The 17,135-nt window shown below is 57.4% G+C and carries 16 protein-coding genes and 3 pseudogenes; 9 read left to right on the top strand and 10 right to left on the bottom strand.

The features are described 5' to 3' along the window. Positions 1-525: 525 nt before the first annotated feature. Positions 526-1,068: a DinB family protein gene (locus UB23_RS02985; protein ID WP_045057851.1), complete on the bottom strand. Its 543-nt coding sequence runs from the start codon at positions 1,066-1,068 to the stop codon at positions 526-528. A 242-nt stretch (positions 1,069-1,310) separates the two neighbouring features. Then, positions 1,311-2,180: a LysR family transcriptional regulator gene (locus UB23_RS02990; protein ID WP_045057852.1), complete on the bottom strand. Its 870-nt coding sequence runs from the start codon at positions 2,178-2,180 to the stop codon at positions 1,311-1,313. A gap of 99 nt (positions 2,181-2,279) precedes the next feature. On the opposite strand from UB23_RS02990, the gene UB23_RS02995 reads away from it, so the two are divergent. Further along, the gene (locus tag UB23_RS02995; protein WP_045057853.1) at positions 2,280-3,218 is read left to right on the top strand and encodes a DMT family transporter; all 939 of its coding nucleotides are present in this window, start codon (positions 2,280-2,282) and stop codon (positions 3,216-3,218) included. A 1-nt stretch (position 3,219) separates the two neighbouring features. Here the strand turns inward: UB23_RS02995 and UB23_RS29065 are convergent. After that, a pseudogene (locus UB23_RS29065) lies at positions 3,220-3,377 on the bottom strand (nickel/cobalt efflux protein RcnA); the annotation flags it as partial. Positions 3,378-3,432: 55 nt separating this feature from the next. On the opposite strand from UB23_RS29065, the gene UB23_RS03000 reads away from it, so the two are divergent. The 4 genes from UB23_RS03000 to UB23_RS03015 all read left to right on the top strand — a co-directional run bounded on the left by UB23_RS03000 (position 3,433) and on the right by UB23_RS03015 (position 6,610). Then, positions 3,433-3,735 carry an ArsR/SmtB family transcription factor gene (locus tag UB23_RS03000; RefSeq protein WP_045057854.1) on the top strand — a complete coding sequence of 101 codons (303 nt, stop codon included), beginning with the start codon at positions 3,433-3,435 and terminating at the stop codon, positions 3,733-3,735. A 148-nt stretch (positions 3,736-3,883) separates the two neighbouring features. Next, on the top strand, positions 3,884-4,894 hold the full coding sequence (locus tag UB23_RS03005; protein WP_045057855.1) for a zinc-dependent alcohol dehydrogenase family protein: 1,011 nt from the start codon (positions 3,884-3,886) through the stop codon (positions 4,892-4,894). Continuing rightward, entirely contained in the window at positions 4,884-5,198 is a 315-nt protein-coding gene (locus UB23_RS03010; protein ID WP_045057856.1) for an antibiotic biosynthesis monooxygenase family protein, read from the top strand. Before UB23_RS03005 ends, UB23_RS03010 begins: the two co-directional genes overlap by 11 nt. Positions 5,199-5,416: 218 nt before the next feature. Next, positions 5,417-6,610 carry a GAF domain-containing sensor histidine kinase gene (locus tag UB23_RS03015; protein ID WP_045057857.1) on the top strand — a complete coding sequence of 398 codons (1,194 nt, stop codon included), beginning with the start codon at positions 5,417-5,419 and terminating at the stop codon, positions 6,608-6,610. A 188-nt stretch (positions 6,611-6,798) separates the two neighbouring features. Here the strand turns inward: UB23_RS03015 and UB23_RS03020 are convergent, their stop codons facing one another. After that, on the bottom strand, positions 6,799-7,485 hold the full coding sequence (locus tag UB23_RS03020) for a hypothetical protein (protein WP_045057858.1): 687 nt from the start codon (positions 7,483-7,485) through the stop codon (positions 6,799-6,801). Positions 7,486-7,996: 511 nt separating this feature from the next. On the opposite strand from UB23_RS03020, the pseudogene UB23_RS30630 reads away from it, so the two are divergent. Both UB23_RS30630 and UB23_RS03025 read left to right on the top strand, forming a co-directional pair. Continuing rightward, positions 7,997-8,266, top strand: a pseudogene (locus UB23_RS30630) (PAS domain-containing protein); the annotation flags it as partial. A gap of 243 nt (positions 8,267-8,509) precedes the next feature. Then, entirely contained in the window at positions 8,510-9,562 is a 1,053-nt protein-coding gene (locus UB23_RS03025) for a methyl-accepting chemotaxis protein (protein ID WP_442963617.1), read from the top strand. Positions 9,563-9,700: 138 nt separating this feature from the next. Here the strand turns inward: UB23_RS03025 and UB23_RS03030 are convergent, their stop codons facing one another. The 4 genes from UB23_RS03030 to UB23_RS29725 all read right to left on the bottom strand — a co-directional run bounded on the left by UB23_RS03030 (position 9,701) and on the right by UB23_RS29725 (position 14,009). Beyond that, positions 9,701-10,450, bottom strand: a complete 750-nt coding sequence (locus tag UB23_RS03030; protein ID WP_045057860.1) for a hypothetical protein — start codon at positions 10,448-10,450, stop codon at positions 9,701-9,703. Positions 10,451-10,535: 85 nt separating this feature from the next. Next, positions 10,536-12,299 carry a DUF5666 domain-containing protein gene (locus UB23_RS03035; RefSeq protein ID WP_045057861.1) on the bottom strand — a complete coding sequence of 588 codons (1,764 nt, stop codon included), beginning with the start codon at positions 12,297-12,299 and terminating at the stop codon, positions 10,536-10,538. Further along, positions 12,296-13,141 carry a DUF6502 family protein gene (locus UB23_RS03040; protein WP_045057862.1) on the bottom strand — a complete coding sequence of 282 codons (846 nt, stop codon included), beginning with the start codon at positions 13,139-13,141 and terminating at the stop codon, positions 12,296-12,298. The genes UB23_RS03035 and UB23_RS03040 overlap by 4 nt, the downstream gene beginning before the upstream one ends. A 196-nt stretch (positions 13,142-13,337) precedes the next feature. Beyond that, positions 13,338-14,009 (bottom strand): hypothetical protein, encoded by a 672-nt coding sequence (locus tag UB23_RS29725; protein WP_082069113.1) that lies wholly within the window; start codon positions 14,007-14,009, stop codon positions 13,338-13,340. A gap of 363 nt (positions 14,010-14,372) precedes the next feature. Here UB23_RS29725 and UB23_RS03050 point away from each other — a divergent pair, with 363 nt between their 5' ends. Further along, positions 14,373-14,657 carry a hypothetical protein gene (locus UB23_RS03050; protein WP_045057863.1) on the top strand — a complete coding sequence of 95 codons (285 nt, stop codon included), beginning with the start codon at positions 14,373-14,375 and terminating at the stop codon, positions 14,655-14,657. Between the two features lie 201 nt (positions 14,658-14,858). On the opposite strand, the pseudogene UB23_RS30095 reads toward UB23_RS03050, so the two are convergent. Further along, positions 14,859-15,059 (bottom strand): annotated as a pseudogene (locus UB23_RS30095) (EamA family transporter); the annotation flags it as partial. A 331-nt stretch (positions 15,060-15,390) separates the two neighbouring features. Then, a complete protein-coding gene (locus tag UB23_RS03055; protein WP_045057864.1) occupies positions 15,391-16,164 on the bottom strand; it encodes an IclR family transcriptional regulator domain-containing protein in 774 nt (257 codons plus the stop codon). Positions 16,165-16,309: 145 nt separating this feature from the next. Between UB23_RS03055 and UB23_RS03060 the strand changes: the two genes are divergently transcribed. Further along, complete coding sequence (locus UB23_RS03060; RefSeq protein WP_082069114.1) at positions 16,310-17,128, top strand: shikimate dehydrogenase family protein; 819 nt, start codon at positions 16,310-16,312, stop codon at positions 17,126-17,128. The last annotated feature ends 7 nt before the right edge of the window (positions 17,129-17,135 follow it).

Raw genomic sequence — 17,135 nt, forward strand, 5'->3', positions numbered from 1 at the left:
AATTCATACGACCCGAGGACACTAATATTTTTTCAAGCCCCCTCAAAGCCATCACCTTAGTAGTAAGCGTCCCGCCAACACACCTTCCGAACTCCCGTATTGGCGTCCACGTATTTTTAAGCGGATGCGATAGCCCTAAAGGTCAGGATTTGTAGACGCCAATGTCGAATTGGCCCATGTACAGGTAAAAAACTGCCCCACCCACAAGTCGGCACAAATCCAGCACAGGCAATGGTTCGCGAAGAATCAGACTGGGTCAGTGATATCTCGGCAACTGGTTCAATTCCGCTTGGCTTCACTGATCACCGGATAAGCGCTTCTACAACAGGCAGCTTTGGGTCGTTTTCTGCCTCTCGCGACCGGCAGAGATCGGCCAGAAGCGGTCACTGGTAGACACTTCGGGGTAATGTGCCAACTTATCAAATGAATAATGGCTAGCCCGTCGTCGGTCCGAACCAGGAGATGGCGCTCTGCGCGAATCAAGCGAAGAAACAGGCATGGAGATCCGCCGGCTGGTTTTTCAGCTTATGTGCGGGACTCGGAAGGAACAAGGGCGACCAGATCAGTATCGCCTACGTCGACGCCACTTTGTGAAAGCAAAGTCGTTACTTGCCCTCGGTGATGAGTCTGGTGGTTGAAGAAATGCATGACCAAGCCATAAAAGTTCCTGTCAGCGGGGGTTCCCTTCATGCTTGTGTAACTGAGGGGGTAATCTAGATCCGACTCTTTGATGGAGCGAGACCACGCGACAATTACCTGATCGAGCCAAACGCGATGTGTCGAAAGTTCGCGGATATCCGAGAACAGTAACTGGTCGAGGCTTTGGGGGGCCGGGAGCTGTTGAATCGGCTTCAGAGCCAGGTAGTTCGCTGGGTGCCTGGCAAATCGCTGCAGCCACACCGTGTCCCCCGCCACCAGGTGGTTCAACGTCCCGAGAATAGAACCGAAGAATGCTTGCCTATCCACTGACAGCTCTTCATCAGTCAGACTTCTGGCCGCCTCATAAACCTTCGCGTTCATCCAATCGTTGTAGATCGCCATCAGACAGATATGGTTGGTGCGGTCCATAGTGTTCATCCTTTGAGTGAATGCTTGGAAGGCGATCGACGCTCATATCGGGGCCATTCTAGAGGGCTTTTTGAACCGCCCCTGACTTCGTAGGTACGTGACCGGCCGCTTTGGGTCGATTGCCCCCCTTACTCACCAATAGGCCAATTACAGCCTTCAGGCATCCAAAAAACTGATCTCCGCACTGCAAAGAGCGCTGCTTATCGCAGCACCGTATGCAGCACGATAACGTAACTGTGGCACTAACACTCAAAACCATGGCTGATCAATCTAGCCAGCACCTCCCCCGCCTCACTTAATTCCCCTGGGGCCAGCATCAGGCGCAATTCGTGTACGGGCAGCTCAGGGAAGCCGTCGGCAACCGTCAGCACGCGCATGCCTTGGCTCACCCGGGCCCGGTCGACGATGCCAACGGCCAATCCGGCCTCGATGGCGGCTTCCAAAGCGATCACCCCGGCGCTGATGATCACCGTTCGCCAGCGGCGACCCTGCTGACTCAATGCGTCGACAGCCACGCTTCGATAGGGGCAACCCTTGCCGTGCAATGCAAGGGGCACCGGCTTGGCGAGGTCCTGCAGGTAGCCGTGTGCGGCTACCCACACAGGTTGGGTGATGCCGAAGGTCTTGATGCACCGCGCCTGCGGCACAGCAACATCAGCCGGGGCCACTAACAGCGCCATGTCCAGTTGCCCACGCTGCAGGCGCGTGTTCAAACGGCCACTGGAACCCGTTTCAACCTCAAGCTCGACGCAGGGGAAATCCGCCGCCAGGTGCGGCAGCGTACAAGCCAGTACCGCACCGGCGTACTCCTCAGAAATACCCAGCCTGACTCGACCACTGGCCACCGGCGCGATAAAGCTGGCTAGCAGCCCGTCGTGAAGCCGCAACAGTTCGGCGCTTTGCAGCGCAAAGCGACGGCCCAGCGGAGTCAGGCTGACTGTCTGGTTATCGCGCTCCAGCAAACGTCCCCCGGCCACGGCTTCCAGGCGGCGAACGTGCAGGCTGACCGCCGATGGGCTTTTATTCAAAAAGCTGGCCGCCGCGAGGAATTGCCCAAAGCGCAAGACGGCGTGAAACGTTCGCAGCAGTTCGATATCAAGCGCTTCAGCCATGGTTCAGTAATCCTGCATCAGTGGTGCTGATCGTATCGTTTGATTGCATCAGTCAATCATTCATACCATCGAACTCAGCCCCCTGTCAGGTGCCATTCGATGAACGTCATACGCTCACCTATTTTGATCAGCGCCGTGCTGCTGTCGGCCATGGTCGTCAGCTGGAGCTCTGGTTTCATCGGTTACCGCTATGTCGCCGACCAGGGAAGCGTCTACCTGGCCTCTGTGTGGCGTTTTATCCTGGCGGCGGCCGTGTTACTGCCTTTTGCCTGGGCGGGTTTGCGGACATTGCACGGCCGTGATGTGGCGCATCAAGCCCTGCTGGGGTTGTTTGCGATTGGTGGCTACATAGGCCCCATCGCCGCATCGATTCAACTGGGTGTCGCGCCGGGCACCGCCTCACTCCTGGCCAATTTGCTGCCACTGACCATTGTGGTGCTGGCAGTCAACGTGCCCGGGCAACGCACCCGCGGCTGGCAGTGGGTCGGCCTGGGGTTGTGTCTGACCGGCATGCTGATAGCCAGCGGCGCCAACGTGGAATGGGACGCCGCAGACCTCTGGGTCTACAGCCTGCCACTGCTGGCAGTCCTCTCCCTGGCGGCGGCCACGCTGTACCAGAAAGCCTCACCCGGCGCATCGATGCCCGCCTCCACCGCGCTGTTCATTCAGGTATGCGCCGTGATCCCGGTGTTTGCCGTGCTGGCGTGCCTCGAAGGGGAAATATGGCCGCCGACCAGCGCCGGGTTTGCCGGGGGCGTGGTGTGGCTGGTGATCTTCTCGACTCTGGGCGGTTATGGATTTTATTGGCTGTGCCTGCAGCGTTTCAGCATCCAACGCATCAGCAGTGCGCTGTTTCTGATGCCCCCGGTGACCCTGCTGTGGGCATGGCTGCAGTTCGGCGATCCGCTGACCGTGAGTGCGCTGGTGGGCGTCGGGTTGACCCTGTTGGGACTGCCATTGCTTGGGATGAGCACGGTGAGGGAGCAGGAGATAATCGACCAACAGCCGTCGCTCAAGACTTCCTGCAGAAATGAATAATTCAAGACTGCACGCTTAAACCAACCCAACCATGAAAACCCACGTACAAACCCACACCGATGATCAACACGCTCGACAGGTACGGCGCTCGACGCGCAACGGTACCCAGCCATGGCCAGCGATTGGACGCTTGTTAGCATCCATAGCCGCAGCAGCACCTGCAGCGCCTTAGTCCACGCATTGACATATCGGTAAATTTCGATATCCTGAAGCGATGGACTTACTTGAAATTTTCAAAGCACTGTCAAACCGCACCCGGCTTGAAATCCTCAAAGGATTGAAGGACCCGGTGAACAGCTTCCCTGCGCAGGACGAGGGAGATGTGCTCACCGTTGGCGTTTGCGTCAGCAGTATTCAAGAAGGCGTCGGACTGTCTCAGTCGACGGTGTCTGACTATCTTGCAACGCTGCAACGAGCCGGGCTGGTCGAAGTCAGGCGCATTGGTCAGTGGACCTACTACAAGCGAAACGAAGCAACCATCCGTGCACTCGCCGAGATCATAGGTACAGAGCTGTAATTTTTTACCGCATGATATCGATATTTCCCGATATCCCTTTTAATCGAAATAATACACTGTGAGGGGCTCGGAACACACGCAGTGATTTTCTATGCCGATACACATCGATATTTCCCGATATCCCTTTTTCAAGAAGTGAGGTTTCAAAATGAAAGCGATGATAATCAAATCCTTCGGTGGCCCGGAATCGTTCGAACTTTGTGACGTGACCAAGCCAGTGCCGGGCACGGGACAAGTCCTGGTACGGGTACACGCTACTTCCATCAATCCATTGGATTACCAGGTTCGCCGCGGCGATTATCCCGACCTGGTGCCACTTCCGGCGATTAGCGGGCACGACGTATCTGGCGTTGTCGAGGAAGTCGGGCCGGGCGTCACGGCTTTCGCTCCCGGCGATGAAGTCTGGTACACCCCGCAAATATTTGACGGTTCGGGCAGTTACGCCGAGTACCACGTTGCGGACCAAAGCATTGTCGGGAAGAAGCCTGCTTCCCTGAGCCATCTAGAGGCCGCAAGCCTGAGCCTGGTCGGCGGAACGGCGTGGGAAGCACTGACCGTGCGAGCGGCGCTCAAAGTGGGCGAGAGCATTCTGATCCACGGTGGCGCGGGAGGCGTCGGTCATGTAGCGATCCAGTTGGCAAAAGCCATTGGCGCGCGGGTCTTCACGACCGTGCGCGAGGCAAACTTTGAGTTCGCACGAAGCATGGGTGCCGATGTGATGATCGACTACGAAAAGGAGGATTACGTCGACGCCATCAATCGGGAAACGGACGGCCGCGGAGTCGACGTGGTATTTGACACCATCGGCGGCAACACATTAGCGCGCAGCGCGGACGCCCTCGCCCAACTCGGCCGGGTTGTCTCCATCGTGGACATTGCCCAGCCACAGAATCTCGTTCAGGCCTGGGGCAAGAACGCGAGTTATCACTTCGTTTTCACCCGGCAAAACCGCGGCAAGCTGGATGAGTTGAGCGCATTGATTGAGCGCGGTCAGCTGCGCCCGCACGTTGGCGCCGTCTTTTCACTTGCCGACCTTGCCCTCGCCCATGCGCGGCTGGAAAGCCCCAACAATGGTATTCAAGGGAAAATCGCGATTGCCGTCGTGCCGTCGCTTCTCACCAGCGCTGAACTCACTCCAGGGGAATCCCATGATTTATGAAATCGCTCTGCTGCCCGTTCACAAAGACCAGATTGAAAGCTTCCGGCATGCATTTGCACAGGTTGCTCCTTTGCTCTGCCGCGCAAAGGGTTACGGCGGGCACATGCTGGCCCAAGGGATCGAAACACCGCAGCAATTCAACCTGATCGTCCGCTGGCAATCACTCGAGGATCACGTCCCGGGCTTTGAAGCGAGTGAAGACCATCGGGTGTTCATGACGGGCCTGCAGCCATACTTATCGGCAGAACCGCAGGTCTATCACATTGAGGGAGCGGCGTTTGCTGCAGGTGATCCTGCTTTTTGAAGCTCGCAAATTACGAGGACTGTTCGGGCCAACTGACGCTTGCGCTGACTGGCCCGATACCCGCTGGTAAAGATGACTGCCAGCCATGCACTGCGCTTGCTACGACTAGTAAAATACAGAACTTCGCGGCCGTCACCTTGCGCGGCAGAACGCCTCGGATTGGCCCGGCGGCACAATTAGAGATAGTCTCTGCTCGTCCCCATACGAATCGCCAAATCATGACCAGCCCAGAGTTTTCCTCGGATGTAGAGGCCATACGCAGCATAGACGCCGTTCCGGTCATCTTGAGTATGGTCAAACACATCACCGGGATGCGATTTGCTGCGGTGGCGAGAGTGACCGAGCAGAAGTGGATTGCCTGCGCGGTGGATGACTCCATCAACTTCGGGCTCCAGCCCGGTGGAGAGCTGGTACTGGAATCCACTATCTGCCACGAAATACGCCAGCACAGAAAGCCGGTCATTTTCGGCCACGCGAGCCAACACTCGGTTTTTTCGCTGCATCACACGCCCAGGATCTACGGCCTGGAAAGCTACATTTCCATCCCCATCATCAAAGCCAATGGCGACTTTTTTGGCACCTTGTGTGCCATCGACTCCGTTACTGCGAAGCTGGACGATCCTGCTATCGAGAAAACGCTTACGCTGTTCGCTCAATTGATCGCCATGAACCTCGATACCCAGCGCGACCTGCTAGCTGCGCAAGCCTCGCTGGTGGATGCCAATGAAAGTGCCCGGCTGCGAGAGCAGTTCATTGCCGTGCTCGGACACGATTTGCGTACGCCGCTGAGCGCCATTCGCATGAGTGCTGAACTGTTGCAAACTCAATCGGCAGACAAACGTTCGCTGGGTCTGGTTGCAGCCATCCGCCAAAGCTCCGTACGCATGGGAACCCTGATCGAAAACGTGCTGGATTTTGCCCGGGGCCGAATGGGCGGCGGGATACCGAGCAAACGACAGGTGGTAGATGACCTGGAACGCACGCTGCGCCTGACCGTTGATGAAATTCAATCATCCAACCCCGCCGCACGCTTGAGCAGTTCGATAGCCATACCTGCGGGGGTGTATTGCGATCCGCTGCGCATCAGTCAATTGCTTTCCAACCTGTTGGGCAACGCAGTCACCCATGGCTCTACGACTGCCCCCATCAGCGTACAAGCCTATGCCGACGACGATGACGTCGTCATATCCGTGACCAATCAGGGCGAACCCATCCCTGCCAACCTGGTGCCGCTATTGTTCGAACCCTTCACGCGATCGGAATCAGGTCAACGTGGCGAGGGCCTCGGATTGGGCTTATACATCGCATCGCAGATCGCGACCGCGCACGGCGGAAGTTTGAAAGTGACTTCGACGCCTGAGTCAGGGACGAACTTCACGGCTCGATTTCCCGGGAAGCAGAAGTGGCTTTGATTTGAGGAGGCAACCTGTTCGACCGTACCTACTACAGCAGCGTGGCCAATGGTGCCTATAGCCCGTATGACATCTACGGCGACCCACGTAATGTGAAACTGACTGCCCGGTACAGCTTCTAAATAGCTGTTCGCCGGCTAAGGTCAGGGAAGGACATGAGCGTTTTGCGTGAGGGGAGCGTTTGCACCTCACGCTGGCGCGGCCACCGTGGAACGCCGAGGTTTGCACAGGCTATCGAGTCGCGAGCCGCTGTAGTGGGATTCGCGGAATAACCGCCAGCGCCCGAACAAACCGTAGACATGCATGATCCGCCCCTGCTCGCGATACCCCATGCGAATGTGCGCTTTAAGGGCTGGAATGTTGTGCGCCTCACAGACGTCCACCACTTTGTTACAGCCTTGGGCTTGCATCGCCTGCCACAGGCAGATTTGGCCATCGACTGAAAGTGCCGTACCAAAGTAACGTCGCGTCATCTCGCCCCCGAACGCGAAGAACTCGCCGTCCTTGACCGGGAACCAGCAACCGTAATAGTGGCGATCATGGTAGTTGCGTTTGCTGCCCCAAATGAAAGCTACCGCATCACCCTTGTCGTCCAGGTACATATGTCCGGTATGCCCTTCGGCGGCCAGTTCGCGCATGACTTCCACTCGGTCGCCAAAGTGCCTGGCGAACGCATCCGCGTTCTGTGTATCGATGTCGACCAAGCGTAATCCTGAGTATGGCCTGAGCTTTTGAGCCGGAACCGACGTGACCAGGTCACGCTCCATCCACAGTAGCTCCCAGTGGAAAAACACATAGCGCTTCCACAGAGTATTGACGGTGCGACGCAGGCCTTTTCGTTTGACTCGCACTCGTAGCTGCTGCCATGCACTCATGAAACCTCCCGGTGGAGTTAGGGGCGTTGTTCTAACGTGTTTGGTGAGTGAATGCGCGATGGGCGAGCAGCTAATGGGTTCCAACCAATACGACTGTTGCCATGAAGAGCCAACACGTCCATGCGCTTGAAGTGGGTATAGAACAGCGCTGCAAGTGCATATAAAAAGGCACGAATAGTTTTGTAACAAATTATTCAGCAGGCGCTAAATGTATCCAAGTCATTGCAGATGATTCTTAGCCACTCTGCACTTCGCGACAAGCAACCATCGGCCCTACTTTTATCGGCCTGCCCACCGAGGCTTCTAAAATGAGCGACTGCTTCGGGTCCGATGCAACCCTGCCCTATCGGCCAAAAGGAAACGCTTGGCCGTACGCCGGTTTTAGGTCAGACGTAGCGTTTAAGCGTCCACCCGTTCTTTTCGGACGCATGACCTGCCCTTTTAAAGTTACTCATTAACCTTTCTCATATTGCAGCCGATGTCCATGGCTTAGGGCATAGGAGCAATACAGATGAGAAACAACCAACCGGTTACGCAGCGCGAGGTTGCCCTTGGGCCTCAACAAAAACTCATCTCGGCAACGGATGCACGGGGCGTCATCACGTACTGCAATGACGCCTTCGTCGAGGTCAGCGGTTTTAACAAATCCGACCTGATCGGCGCGCCTCAAAACATCGTTCGCCACCCCGACGTGCCTTCCGCCGTCTTTGCTCATATGTGGGGTGCGCTCAAGCTTGGCAAACCGTGGATGGGCATCGTCAAGAATCGCTCGAAAAATGGCGACCACTACTGGGTCAACGCCTACGTCACGCCGATTTTCGAGGGGCAAGAGGTTGTGGGCTATGAGTCGGTAAGGGTCAAGCCGACGGCCGAGCAGATCCATCGTGCCGAAGCCCTCTATAAACGCCTCAGCCAGGGCAAGTCGGCCGTCCCGGTCAGTGATCAATGGCAACCCGCCCTGCTCGCCTGGCTGCCGGTTTTGACCATGGGCCTGGTGGGTGCATTGGGCGGCGTGTTCCTCGGTATGTCGGAGGCGATCATTCTGGCTGTCGGGGTATCGGTGCCGCTCGGGCTCTGGGTCTCGAGTCGACAGAACCGCGGCGCGCTGCGTCTGCTGAAAATGGCTGAAGCCTCAACCTGCGACGCGTTGCTGGCAAAAATGTACAGCGACGAACGTGGCCCCCAGGCAAGCCTTGAAACGGCGTTTGTCAGCCAGGCCTCCCGGCTCAAGACGTGCCTCACCCGGTTGCAGGATACGGCTGAACAACTGACCGGGCTGGCCGGCAGATCCGATGGCCTCGCCACCGAAAGTTCCCGTGGGCTTGACCGACAACGGGTCGAGACCGAGCAGGTGTCGGCCGCAGTCAATCAAATGGCCGCCACCACACAGGAAGTCGCCAGCCACGTCCAACGCACCGCCGACGCTACCCAGGAAGCCAATGTGTTGACCGGGCGTGGACGCGAAGTGGCCCGGGACACCCGGGAAGCCATTCAGCGCCTTTCGGTGGTGGTGGGTGAAACCGGGGTGACCGTCGCGCAACTGGCCAGGGACAGCAACGAAATCGGCACGGTAGTCGATGTGATCAAGGGCATTGCCGACCAGACCAACCTGCTGGCGCTGAACGCCGCCATCGAAGCTGCGCGAGCGGGCGACATGGGTCGAGGCTTTGCGGTAGTCGCCGATGAAGTGCGCCAGTTGGCGCAGCGCACGACGGAGTCCACGACGCAAATCCATGGGCTGATTTCCAAGCTGCAGGTCTCGTCCAACAATGCGGTGAAAACCATGGAAAGCGGTCATCGCCAGGCCGAAGAAGGCGTGGCGTGGGTGCTTGAAGCAGATAAAGCATTAGTCGGGATCAGTGAAGCGGTGGCAAACATCACGGACATGACTACCCAGATTGCCGCAGCGACCGAAGAGCAGACCGCCGTAGCCGAGGAAATCAGTCGCAACATCACGACCATTGCCAATCTGGCAGACCAGACGTCTGAACAGGCCAGGCATTCGGCAGAGCTGAGCAAGGAACTGACCCAGACCGCTAAAATTCAGTATTCATTGGTCGAGCGATTCAACCGATAACCCGTCGATTGCTGCCCGTCCCGACGGGCAGCAATCGGCCAGACGCGGTCATTGGAATGCACATCCAGGAAACAACTCGTGATCGGCTAAAAGCAGTCAGTCTGAGGCGCTTGGTAAGTCAGGGGCAACGCATCGCCATTAGAACATGTGATAAAGCACCAGCCCGCCCTCTGCATCCGGGCTTGCGTCAGAAAAGCCTTTGACCGCGTACAGTTGAATCTTCCATTCGTGGCTGAGCTTATGCGTGACGAAAAAGGTGAGTTCCTGAATTTGCGAACCGGTGGAGACGACTTTCTGCCTCCAGTCGTAGGAGGCGCCCGCCGTAGTGCGCACAGCCACGGGCATGGCGAAGCCGAGGCTGGCAAATATCGGGTCGTCGAAATTGCTATCGGGTAGGTCGCCAAACTTTTTCCATCCCAGGGTCGCGAAGCCGGTCACCGAGCCGAAGGCCTTGGCGATGTCAACCTGAGCGGTATAGTCGAATTCGCCGGTGCCCAGGCACTGATCTTCATCTGCGGTGGGGAACTTGACCTTGCCGATCAGATCCAGCAACACGCCCCCCTCACTGCCATCGAGCAACGCATAATCTGCGCTGGTGACAGTATCGCCCAAGCCACTCTCCACATCCCTGCAACCACCGGGCAACGGGTCGCCGTTCGGGCCGACTTCGGGGTTAGTGATGCGCAACCAGGGCACGGTAACCTTGTAGGTCATAGGGCCCGTTTCATACTTTCCTACAACGGGGACATACCAGATTTCCGAAGTGGTACCGGTGCCATAGTCACCGCTTGAATAGTCCATGCCGATGGCGGTGCTGAAGGTATCGCCCGAGGCCTGCACGGTAAAGCTTGCCAGCAGGCTGGCAAAAAGAGGCAGCATGGGTCTCATCGTCACCTCAAAATCCCGTTGAGAAGTGTTATCGAACATACCCAGCCTAGTTGCTTATTCACCGTTTGTAGAATTGCCGCAGCGCTTATGCCGAACGGCCAGATCGATCCACTTTCTCCACTTTCTCTACTTTCTCTACTTTCTCTACTTTCTCTACTTTTTCGACCTTTTCAGGTAGTTCGACTTTCTCTGGTCGCTCTACCTTCTCAATTTTTTCGACCTTTTCTGGCCGCTCCACTTTCTCAACTTTTTCTACCTTTTCGGGACGCTCTATCTTCTCGATTTTCTCTGGTCGCTCTACTTTCTCAGCTTTTTCGACCTTTTCTGGCCGCTCCACTTTCTCAACTTTTTCTACCTTTTCGGGTCGCTCTACCTTCTCGACTTTTTCAACCTTCTCTATCTTCTCTATCTTTTCAGGCCGTCCACTGTTGTACTCCTTCTCGGGTTGCTCCATTTTCTCGACATGCTCTGATTTTCCAGATTTGTCCACGGTCTCGGATTTGCCGCTGTTGTTGCGGTCGTCCGCGTGGCTTCCACCGCTGCCGCCCTCACTGCCTTCACTACTTTCACTGCGCGGGCTTAAATCGCGCCCACCGCTACCGCTGCTGTTGTTGGGGTTGCCCGAGTCATCGGCACTCTGTTCCGTGTCGGCGCCCGTTCGGTCGTCACGTCCCCCATGGCCCCTGCCCGAGGTATCGGCGCGTTCGCTATGGAACTCGACACGTGTTGCCCGTATTTCACGCGTACCACTAAACACGCCGCTCACACGAACGCGTCGATCCAGTGCCAATGTGGTGGGCTGCTCCCCTACAAACACTGTGTCGTGCCCCAGTGTCACATTGAAGCCTGCGACCACCAGGTGTCGGTCCCGTCGGCTTTGTACCAGACCTTCGATCACGGCCTCATGCACACGGCCGGCAAAAGGCAGACTCGGGTCAGGACTGCTTTGAGCGACCTCCAACTGGTGACCGGACCATTGGCCACGCACCAGCACTTCCTGCCCCGGTGCCACGCGACTTCCCAGTTTCAGCCCCTGGAGGCTGCCGGCAGGATCTATCGAGCCGATGGCACTAGCTTCCCTGAGGGTAGGCGCCCGTTCGATGCGACTAGCGAATACTTCACCATTGGCATCTCGTAGACCGCTGACTCTGACCGGTTCACCCGTGCGTAGCCCTTCAGCAACCCGAGCCCCCACAGCAAGACGCACGGGTTGCCCCATGACCCGCAGCGGCGCCGAAGCAGTGGGTAGTGCCGTCAGCGGCCCTTCATAGACGTTCAGGATCGAGATACGTCCGGCTCGCAGGCCTTGTTTGGTGGCGAATGCTTCCACCGCAACAACCTGTCCTATCGCCAGATGAGCGCTACTCGCGGCGACGCCGTTTTCGCTCACCGGTACGTCTTTGCCGAAGTGTACTTCCATTCCATTGACGCAAATCGAAGCGAACCCAGTGATGGTGCCAACGATTCCAGTGCCGCCAACACCTCCCGGATCCAGGATCGGTGCACCCGTGCCACCCACCCCGCCGTGACCACGATTGATGATGGTGCCATCCACGCCGGCAGCCACCGCGCCCGTACCTCCGGTGCCTCCGGGACGCTGTTGCAGCGGCGCACCGGTGCCGCCGACGCCACCGCTTTCGGCGTGGATGCCTGTGCCGCCCACACCGCCTGTCTTTGCCCCGGTACCGCCAATGCCACCCGGAAACTGCAAGCCCGATGCGCCCGACATTCCCACTTCCTCGCGGCTAACACATGCCGGTGCTGCGTCGACCCGTGCGGGAGTCACCAGGTTCAGTCCAAAACCCAGGACAAGAGTGACAATACTGAAGCAGCGCTTGAGGGAGATCATGGGGCAGGCGTCATCGACGAAACGGGATCGGTGGGCTCAGTGTAGAAATAGAGTCCGATTGTGATGCGTTGACGTTGCTCGATACCTGGCGAATCAAGATTTTCGAGGTCTGCGGCAAGCCGGCTGAAATTGAGCAGGGTTTGCATCCCCTCCCTGGCAACAGCCTCGCGCAAAGTGTCGACACTGACCGCGGCCAGGGCGTCGTAGTGCACGCTGCGCTCGAAGAAAGGCAGGCCTTCCCCGCTCAGGTTATGCACCGCTGCACTGGCGTGATCGTGCAGGTTGTGGCCAAGGTAAGCGGCTTTCTCGTCGAAGCCCTTCTGCGGCAAGAACGCCTGGGCTTCAAGGTGTACACGGTCACGTTCATCGAGACGTACGACGCCGAGGCGCAACCATTCATCGAGCACCACCCGCGCGCGGATGTCCGTACTGACCTTCGCCATCAGGGCATCAAAGGAGCACTCACCGCCGACACTGGCCAGTCGCGGCAGAGGTAACGCCTGGCCAGCATCCGTGCAGAAAGGCCGACTGTTGGTCCAGGCGTTGACCAGTTGCGCGCTTAAAGTAATGTTCTCCGGCAGCGCAGCGATTGACGTCTCGCTCTCGTTTCGCAGCCGGCGCACATCCTTGCGATGAACCCCCGTGAGCAGGCTGATGCGGCTGTCGCTCGAAACTTTGTCATCCAAGCGAAACTCACGATCAGCCACATCGACAAACACCTCTTTAAGCAAATCGGCGAATACCGTATAGGTGACCCCTTTGCGCAGCATCAGGCGCACCAGCGGGCGCATGACCCGCCGCAGGGCTCCTAACAGAGAGGGAGGTAAGGTGGGCGATTGCATACAGCACATTCCTTGACAGATAAACCCAGTATAACGACGTGGAAAAAATTCCCATATGAGCTGTTACGCACTTTTTCCAGGAATAAGGGATAGCTGCAAGCGCTCACTGCACATGCGTTACGGGCAATAACGGGATGGACCAAATCTCATACAAAACTCTCTCCGAAGGTTTTGTATGAGATCCCATCAGAGTGAATCAGCTCCTGCTGGTGTCATCCCCTGCTTCGCCGCCGACATGAATGCCGCGGTCATCACCCTGTTCGCCACCCACAGGGTTGCCACGATTATCGCCAGGCTCACCCCCAACGTGATTTCCATTGTCGTCGCCAGGCTCGCCGCCAACATGATTGCCATGATCGTCCCCGGGCTCTGCGCCAACATGATTGCCATGATCATCACCAGGCTCACCACCAACGTGATTGCCGTGATCATCGCCAGCCTCAGCATGGTTGCTGCTGCGGCCAGAATTCGAATTCCCGGCGTTGCCCTGGCCTGCATCGCCATGGCTGCTGCCACTGCTACCACCGCCGTTGCCAGCATGACCACCACTACCACTGCCACCACCGCTGTTTCCACCATGACCGCCTCCACCTCCGCTTCCGCCGCCGTTTCCACCGCCGTTTCCACCGTGGCCACCGCCACCACCGCCACCACTGCCGCTGCCGCCTCCTCCTCCGCTACCGCTGCCACTACCGCCATTTCCGCCGTGCCCACCACTTCCGCCTCCACCGCCATGTCCGCCACCTTCTTTGGCGTAAGCACTGGAACCATGAAAGATCGTATCCGGCACCGAAACAATGGACGCCGACAGCACACCACCTATGGCCATCGCCAATAGTGCCTTCTTGAACAGCCTATGAATCTGCATTTTTCGTCTCCTGGTCATTACCGCGAGAAACGCCAAATCAAGTCAGAAGTCGTAGTAAGTTTTTTTGGCATTCCGTGCGTGGGATTTTTTCCCACGCATAATAATTAGACCTCTTTGCACGTAGGTTCAAGTGGCGCACAGAAAAGTCGACCGATGGTTGGCCTGGAAAGAAGCTGGAAATGACTTACCGCAGATGATCTTTTTCGGACGGGACAGGCACTCAGTGCCATAGCCAGCAGCTGAGTGCCGGGGGCAAATGCAATAGTAATGTGGGTCTATTCGTCGACGCGCCCTTCGAGAAGCTCGACGAACGTTGTGAGTAGCCAGAGGTCAAACGGATACACGTCACTAAGGAGACGTCTGATGGTTACTCACTTCAAAGTAGGCGGGCATTTGGCCTGCGGTCACAATGGCAACCAACTCACCTCGACCACTGAACTGGCCCGCGTGAAATGCAGAAGCTGCCGCAACACCGACGCATTCAAGGACGCACGCAAAAACCAGCTCAATTTGGCAAGACGCACGGCTCGCAAAGCAAAAATCACCCACGCGGCTAATGACTGGCGGGCAGCGTGGACCGAGCGACTCACCACCATGAAAGGGCGACAACGCCTGCCCCGTGGCTTTGCCGGCCAATCATTCGTCTAGCATGCCCATCTGGCGGCTGCGACGCCATTCCCCCAGCCGCCAACCCCGACGATTCAAGCAAAGCCAACAGCCTCCTCGGCTGATTTTGGCGATTATCGACTGCTTCAACTAGCATTTCGTAGCGTAACTGGGCTCTTTTCTTGTTTTCAGAGCGATCGCACAAGGACATGCTCCGTACGTGGCTCTGAATGCAAACGGTTGGAAAGTCATGACTGAACCGAGCAGTCCGAATAAGGGCACCAATAATGACAATGGCGTGACTGAAAAAACTGGATATTGCTTCAGCAGTGAATTCCATACCCAGTAGCCTAACCGTGTATTGGGGTATAGCTGGAACAGGATCGACAGGACGGCGCGGTAGTCGAGTTGATTCACCAATGCGCTGTAACCCGTCGAGCCGTTACTGTCCCATCAACGATGGAGATTATGCTCAGCAAACCACACAGAGCGAGCCCCATGCCCGCGTGCTGAAACAGGGAAATCGCAGTGCAGAACCTGCGACGGCTGGCCAGATTTTCATCTCAAGGGCCACCATTTTCTCCTGTGGTGGTCGCGCCTGAGTTCAGGCGATCTGAAAATCCGATTTTTTCAACAGAATCGGCCAAAAGCGGACTTTCACCATTTAATTGCTCGGAGTGATTTGCGCAAATAGTAAATGGCTGCCACATCTAAAAGCGTCGCCGAACCGCCTCAGTGAGTCTCCCACGCAAGCCTGACCACCAGCCCTTGAGATTCAACGCGTCATGATCGGCCGCAGCAGCGCCTGCCCTTCGTACAGCGTCGACAGATACCGTTCGCGCATGTCCTCAACGGTCATGCGCGATGCGTGAGTAGTCAGCGTCAGCGTTGCCTGTAATTGCCCTTTCCAATCAATCAGAGGCACGCTCAACACCCGCATGCCCACTTCATATTCCTGATCCACCATCACGTAACCACGCTCGCCCGCCAAGACGATTTCGCGGCAGATCAGTGCTTCGTCGGTGAGCGTATATGGCGTAATGGCCCGGGGCGGGTTCCGTTTGAAGTATGCGCAAAGCGCCTCCTGCGAAAAACTCGCCAACCACAACCGTCCGCTGCCGGTGCAATACATCGGCACACGTGAACCAGGTCGGATCGACATCGAGGTGATGTGGCTATAGCGACTACGCACCACATGCACAATGTCATCACCGTCGCGAACACCTACCGATACATGCTCCTGGGTGGTTCGTGCCACCTGTTCGACGATGGGCCTCAGCATGCGCGGCAGCACCGCGGAATCGACATAAGCCTGGCCGATACGCAAGGTCTTGGCGGTCAGCCAGTAATGGCGGCCGTCGGTCTGCGCAAAGTCGTCATGCACCAGGGTTAGCAGAAAACGCCGGGCGGCGCTCTGGGTCATATCGGCCATTCGCGCCACTTCCGGCACGCTCAGGCGCGGATGCTCCTGGGAAAACAACTGCAACAGCGCCAAGCCTTTTTGCAGGCCGACGATCAAATCCCGCGGGTGGATCGTAGGTTGCTTCATCACCTGGACTCTTTATCGCACACAGACTGCGATTATCGCACTGGCGATGCGATTATCAACTGAATCGTGCACAAGCTCGATTGTTCGCCGCGTTCACCGCTTGCAGTATCGGCCTTACAACAAAGCCAATAAGCGGGTATCTCTCATGATTCAGGGTTCGACTGAACTAGTCGCCATCGTCGGCTCGCCTGTAGCCCAGGTGAAATCGCCGGAAAACTTCAATCGCTGGTTCGCCGACCACCAGCAGAACGTCTCCATGCTCGCCATTGACCTTGCACAGACCGCCCTGGATGACTTCGTCCAGACCCTGCGCGGCTGGCAAAACCTGCGCGGATGTGTGGTCACCGTCCCTTACAAACAACTGTTGGCCACCTGCCTGGATAGCGTCAGTGCACGCTCGGCGGCACTACGCTCGGTCAATGTGATACGCCGCGAAGCCGACGGTCGACTTGTGGGCGATATCGTTGACGGCGAGGGTTTTCTCAACGCTACGCGCAAACACGGTTTCACCCCCGCGAACACACAGGTTCTGGTGATCGGCACCGGCGGCGTAGGCAGCGCGATTGCGTATTCGTTGTGCCAGGCCGGGGTCAGCCACTTGGCCATCAGCGACATCAGCCAGGAGCGCGTCGAGGTGCTCGGCGACCTTCTGCGCAACGCTTTCCCGGAAGTTACGATCAGCGCAGGACCGGACTCACTTAATCACTTCGACCTTGTCGTCAACGCCTCACCAGTCGGCATGAGTGCAACCAGTGATGACGGCCCGATGCCGTTGCCGACCGCGCTGATGCAAACCCTTAACGCTAAAACCCTTGTGGCCGATGTCGTGACATCACCCGCGGTGACACCTTTTCTCGCCTTGGCCCGAAGACTGGGCTGCCCGATTCAGACCGGGCCGGAAATGGCATTGGCGCAGTTGGGCAACCTCGGTCACTTCATGGGTGTGACGCCGCTGGAGATCTGACCCTCCG

Source organism: Pseudomonas sp. ES3-33 (assembly GCF_000952175.1).
Classification (GTDB): domain Bacteria; phylum Pseudomonadota; class Gammaproteobacteria; order Pseudomonadales; family Pseudomonadaceae; genus Aquipseudomonas; species Aquipseudomonas gregormendelii.